This window comes from Wolbachia endosymbiont of Pentalonia nigronervosa (assembly GCF_014534705.1).
Lineage (GTDB): Bacteria > Pseudomonadota > Alphaproteobacteria > Rickettsiales > Anaplasmataceae > Wolbachia.
This window is the reverse complement of record NZ_JACVWV010000087.1, coordinates 1-3,793: the sequence shown is the minus strand read 5'-3', so window position 1 is coordinate 3,793 and position 3,793 is coordinate 1. Positions and strand designations below refer to the sequence as shown.

The following is a 3,793-nucleotide window of genomic DNA, read 5'->3' as shown; positions in this document are numbered from 1 at the left end:
TGGGCCGCTCAAAGAATTTAAGAATAAAAACCCACCAGTAGAAGCAAAAATTAGTAGTACATCTAAAATGATCACTGAGAACAATGTCTTACATGGTGGAAATCCTTTATTGAATAATAATGCTCTGAAGAAAATTTTAGAGAATAAAAAGAGTATTATTGAAGGTACTAAAATCAGTAGTGTTATTGAAGAAAAAAGTTCTGTGGCAGATGAAAAAAGTCCGAAAGATTGTATAAAATGTAAGTGTGAACAGAAAGTTGTTAATCAAGCGTTCACATTTAATATAAGTATTAAAGCAGAACCCAACCAAGATGTACGTAGCCTTGCTGATGCAGTGATAAAAAGAATAAGGGAAAAGTCACGTGATGTTTTATTTGATTCAATAGAGCCGATTTACTGATGCTATCATTTGGTCCACATAAGCTTTCTCCAGCAAGTATAAAGTATAGCAAAGAAAGTCGTTGGAGTACTATAGAGTGTGTTAGTAAAGCACCGTTGTTACAAAATATCGGTCAAGGAGTAGAAAACATAGACTTAGAGGGAATTATTTATCTTCGTAACTTTAATGGCTTAAATCAATTAAAGAACTTAAAGGAAACAGAAGTACCTCACTCTTTAGTAGATAATGCAGGTAATGTTTTGGGGCAGTTTGTAATTATACAACTAGAAGAGAAACAAACATCATTTTTTCCTGCTGGTCTACCAAGAAAAGTTGAGTTCAATATAAGTTTAAAGAGGTTTAACTGAAAATGACAACATATTACTGGACTAAGGAGGGAGAAATGATAGATTTAATTTGCTGGAGGCATTATGGAGCAACCGGAGGGGTGGTGGAAGTAGTTTTAGAAGCTAATCCTGGTCTTGCAGAGTATAGTGGTTCTCTGCCATCAGGGTTGAAAATTAAGCTGCCTATAATAAAAGAACCATTGAAGAAATCTGTTTTAAAGGTATGGGAATGAACCCAGAATTTAGCATAGAAGGAATAAAGGACCATGTGATATCGATACACCTTACCGATGAGTCTGGAACTATTGATGATGTGGCAGAAGTGTGTGTCAACTATGAAAATGAAGATGTAGATGTTCCAAATGAATTAAATATTGCTCTAGGTTATAGAGAAACAGGTGTGTTGCCAATGGGTATATATACAGTCAATGAAGTAACAATACAAAGCCCACCCAAAACTCTGCTAATCAAAGCCCATGCAACAAATTTGAGAATATCATTAAAAGAAAAAGTATCTAGAGAATGGCATCAAATTACCCTGAAGAACTTAGTGAAAGAAATAGCTCAGAAACATGGGTATGGGTATAAAGTTGCAGAGGAATTTAAAGATGTACTTATACCTCACATTAATCAAACTGAGGAGAGCGACATAAGTCTGTTAACAAAAATAGCAGTGGAGCGAGAGGCAATGGCAAAATTAGCTGGAGGGTACATACTATTCATTCCCAAAAATATGGCAAAATCAGCGACAGGAAAAGCATTAGGAACAACGACTATTAAACCTCAAGATACAACTAACTGGCAAGTACATTTTACCGTACGTGATAAGTACAATTCCGTAATAGCAAAGTGGTATAGCTATGAAAAGGGTGAGACTATTAAAGAAATGGTTGGTAGCGGTGAACCAAGTTATATTATGCTGGAAATTTATCCCAATGCAGAGTCAGCACTAAGTGCAGCAAATGCCAAGCTAAAACAATTAAAACGCAGCAATGAAACTTTAGAGATAACAATGCCAGGTAATCCTCAAATATTTGCAGAGGCAAAACTTAATCTTATAGGCTTTAATCAAGCAGTAGATGGCGAATGGGTAGTTAATAGAGCAGAGCATACCTTAAATAGCTCAGGTTATCTTACTACATTATCTGCATCTTTAAGTAAGTAAATGGTGTTAAGAAAAAATAAGTAAATAGTCTATTTAATATGAAGAAACTGCTGAGTATGAATAAACTGAAATATAATGAAAAAGATAAAATACATTTTGTATGGCTTATGATACTAGTGGTATGTGTTGTTATTACATATTGCTATCAAAAATCCAAAGCTACAGATAATTACAACAAAACATTACAAGTGGCTACTAGTAGTTGTAACTTAGAAATAACAAAACTTTTAGTAAAGGACATGGCTCCAAACTTGAGTAAAACAGCGTTACATTATGCGGCAAGAAAAGGATGTTTAGATATTATCAGATTTTTAATATTAGAAGAAAAAGTAAATATAGATGTGCTTGATAAATATGCTTTTAAGAGAACAGCACTACATCACGCTGCTGATGGTGGATATCTAGAAAATGTTAAGTTTTTACTAGAAAATGGTGCAAATCCAAACATTAGAGGTAGTGATGGAAGAAATCCAAGAGACATGTCTGTAATAGAATCACGGTACGACAAAAACAAGGGCAAGCCATATAGAGAAATAATAAAGCTACTTGCTCAAGCTGAAGACCAGTACAAATCAAAAAAGTAATCCGTTATCAGCTTTATATCCATGCAAAATCAAAAAGTCCCATTAGCAGTAATAATAACGATGATAATACAGACTATAAACCCCAGTTGTGGATTAGAAAGAGGTGAAAAAGTGAGGAAAAAAGGGTAAACTCTGAGATATTTTATCTTAAAAAATAGAGAGGTTACCCATGAATGAAAATATAACAGAATTATTTTGCTTTATCGACGATTTTTGCAATGCAATAGACAAAAATTTCGAGAAAAAACTCCTACCAAGTGGCAAAAAGTCTAGTAGGATGCCAGGAATAACGCATTCAGAGATTCTTACAATAATACTTCTGTACCACCAATCTAGATGCGGAGACTTCAAATCTTTTTATGTATATTATGTAAAATTATTATATGGAAATGCATTTCCAAAATTGCCTTCATATACCAGATTTATTGCGCTAAAATCGCGGGTTTTATGGTATTTAGTGCTGTTGCTGCAGTGGTTTTGCGATCAAGCAAAAATGACAGGAATTTCATATATAGATGCAACTTCAATTGCAGTGTGTCATCCAAAAAGAATCTCGAGAAACAAGGTTTTTGCTGGAATTGCAAAATTAGGAAAAAGCACTTATGGCTGGTTTTTTGGCTTCAAATTGCATCTGGTAATCAATGAAATGGGCGAAATTCAGGGGATTACGTTGACTAAAGGTAATGTTGACGATAGAAAACCTGTGCCACATTTAACTAAAAAACTGACCGGACTTTTGTTCGGTGACAAGGGCTATATAAAGAAAGAGCTTTTTGCGAAACTTTTCGATAGAGGCCTAAAACTCGTCACTAATATTAGAAAAGATATGAAAAATGTACTCATTTCACTGAAGGAGAAGATTTTACTGAGAAAAAGATCGATCATTGAAACGGTTTTTGGCTCTCTGAAAAATAAATTTGAGATTGAGCACTCTCGTCACAGATCACCGGTAAATTTTTTGGTGCACATTCTTTCTACGCTCGCTTCATATTCCTTGCAGTCCAAAAAGCCCTCTATTTCTATGCTTTACTTCGTTGCTTAATCCGCAACTGGGGTTATAACTGTCATCTGGTGGTTGGCTAAGCTAGATTCACGTGTACAGATACATGACAAGCTAATTGAATATGGGTTAATGGAGAAAGTGCTTGTGCTTGAGGAAAGGGTAAAAAATCTTTCTGAGGAATTAGATGAATTCAAGATTAACAGTGCAAAATGCAAATGATTACTTTCCTATAGGTTGATAAGGATTAGATTGTGCTTGACGTTCATACCAATTTTTCACGTATTTCTTAACCAATAGGTCATTATTTTCAATGAT

At 34.4% G+C, this 3,793-nt stretch carries 5 protein-coding genes and 1 pseudogene; all 6 read left to right on the top strand.

The window, feature by feature from the left end; translation table 11 throughout:
* Positions 1-400 (top strand): annotated as a pseudogene (locus tag IC220_RS06390) (phage tail tape measure protein); the annotation flags it as partial.
* The gene (locus tag IC220_RS06385; protein ID WP_188153645.1) at positions 400-747 is read left to right on the top strand and encodes a phage tail protein; all 348 of its coding nucleotides are present in this window, start codon (positions 400-402) and stop codon (positions 745-747) included. The pseudogene IC220_RS06390 and the gene IC220_RS06385, both read left to right, overlap by 1 nt.
* Positions 748-749: 2 nt before the next feature.
* Positions 750-959, top strand: a complete 210-nt coding sequence (locus tag IC220_RS06380; protein WP_188153644.1) for a tail protein X — start codon at positions 750-752, stop codon at positions 957-959.
* The gene (locus IC220_RS06375; RefSeq protein ID WP_188153643.1) at positions 956-1,891 is read left to right on the top strand and encodes a phage late control D family protein; all 936 of its coding nucleotides are present in this window, start codon (positions 956-958) and stop codon (positions 1,889-1,891) included. Before IC220_RS06380 ends, IC220_RS06375 begins: the two co-directional genes overlap by 4 nt.
* 56 nt (positions 1,892-1,947) lie before the next feature.
* On the top strand, positions 1,948-2,475 hold the full coding sequence (locus tag IC220_RS06370; protein ID WP_188153642.1) for an ankyrin repeat domain-containing protein: 528 nt from the start codon (positions 1,948-1,950) through the stop codon (positions 2,473-2,475).
* A gap of 169 nt (positions 2,476-2,644) precedes the next feature.
* Positions 2,645-3,517, top strand: a complete 873-nt coding sequence (locus tag IC220_RS06365; protein WP_188153641.1) for an IS982 family transposase — start codon at positions 2,645-2,647, stop codon at positions 3,515-3,517.
* Positions 3,518-3,793 lie beyond the last annotated feature (276 nt).